This window comes from Streptomyces sp. AC558_RSS880, assembly GCF_019049255.1.
Taxonomy (GTDB): Bacteria; Actinomycetota; Actinomycetes; order Streptomycetales; family Streptomycetaceae; genus Streptomyces.
Window position 1 is genome coordinate 1 of record NZ_JAGMUJ010000180.1, and the last position, 1,297, is coordinate 1,297.

2 protein-coding genes and 1 pseudogene are annotated in these 1,297 nt (G+C 64.1%); 2 read left to right on the forward strand and 1 reads right to left on the reverse strand.

What is annotated here, in order from left to right; translation table 11 throughout:
• The first annotated feature begins 124 nt into the window (after nt 1-124).
• Complete coding sequence (locus KUM38_RS39370; protein WP_217136942.1) at nt 125-613, forward strand: hypothetical protein; 489 nt, start codon at nt 125-127, stop codon at nt 611-613.
• Nucleotides 614-739: 126 nt separating this feature from the next.
• Entirely contained in the window at nt 740-1,066 is a 327-nt protein-coding gene (locus tag KUM38_RS39375) for a hypothetical protein (protein WP_254398471.1), read from the forward strand.
• Between the two features lie 4 nt (nt 1,067-1,070).
• Here the strand turns inward: KUM38_RS39375 and KUM38_RS39380 are convergent.
• Nucleotides 1,071-1,297, reverse strand: a pseudogene (locus KUM38_RS39380) (site-specific integrase); the annotation flags it as partial.

Below are 1,297 nucleotides of genomic sequence, written 5' to 3' on the forward strand. Positions count from 1 at the left end.
CTTCTCTGCACTTTGCTATTCGCGATGTTCCTGCGTCTCCGATGGGTTGTGATCGTCGTGAGCTTCGACGGGGTCCGTGGAAATCGTGCTGCGGCCAGCATCGACAAGGGGGCACCATGGCACGGTGCCTGACCTGCTGTGGGATGACGTCAAGAACTTCTTCGACCCCGATTTGATGGGCTCGCTGCCGGACGTGAGGGTTGCAGATACCTCCATCGATGACTGGCAAGCAGTGCTCGACTTGGTGCGCTCACGGGGGTGGGCTTGCGAGTACTCCGAAGAGGGTGGCGTACTCCGGCTGCCACGAGCCGAGGTGATGTTGGGTCGCGGCGTCGAGGCCAGCGTGATGTTGAGGGTTTGGCCGACGCAGGGAGTATTGGCGATCTTTCGCCCCTATGCCGCCGACTCGATCGACTTCGATGTTGACCTTCGGGAGCTCCAGGGCCAGGTGCAACTAAACGTGCTGTGCGGTTTCCTGCGCGCGATCGGACGTCGCTTGAGCAAGCCTGTGCTGTTCACGCCGGAGACTGATCCCGGTCACCCGGTGCTCGGCTTCGACGTCGACGCGGACCGTGTGGTCCTGCTGGCTGACCCGCACTTCACCAGCCCGTAGCAGTCCTCGTGGCGCTGAACCTGTCGTCGCCCGCAGGCCGAAAGACTGGCGGAGTCGGGGACTGCGTAGGCTGCAGTGGTGATCGTCCGATGCATCAAAATCATCCAGCCCGGGACTTCGACGGTCGTGAGCGAGCATCCGGGCGTGCGGATCGGCGAGGAGTATCCGGTCCTCGAAGTGTTCGCCGCCCGCCCGCGCATCCTGTTTCGCCTTCCTGACCGCAGTGCGACGCGGGACGATATCGACTCTCCCGGACTGTGGGACGCCGACATGTTCGAGATCGTGTCCGATCGCATGCCGACCTGTTGGGTCACCGGACTGGAGGACGGTCGGCTGACCCTGGCTCCCCAGGAGTGGCAGCGACCGGGTTTCTGGGATGACTACTTCGATCACGTACCGGACGCGGTTGCCGAATATGACCGCCTGAAGGCCCGGATCATCGCGGAGGCGTGATCGCCTAACCAAGGGCGGCGACCCCGCCTTCCCCTCGGTCGGTTTGAGCTCGCAGCCGTTCGGCCTGCTGTTTCTTGTCGGCGATGTGCCGCAGGCTCTCCTGCAGCCCGGCGACCTCACCGAGCCACTGCATCCGCTGGGCCTCTCCGAGGCGCTGGCGGGTGTTGGCTTCGATCTCCAGCAACCGGGGTTCCTGAGCCAGGTCAAGGCGGAGCATGGGGCATCTGACGC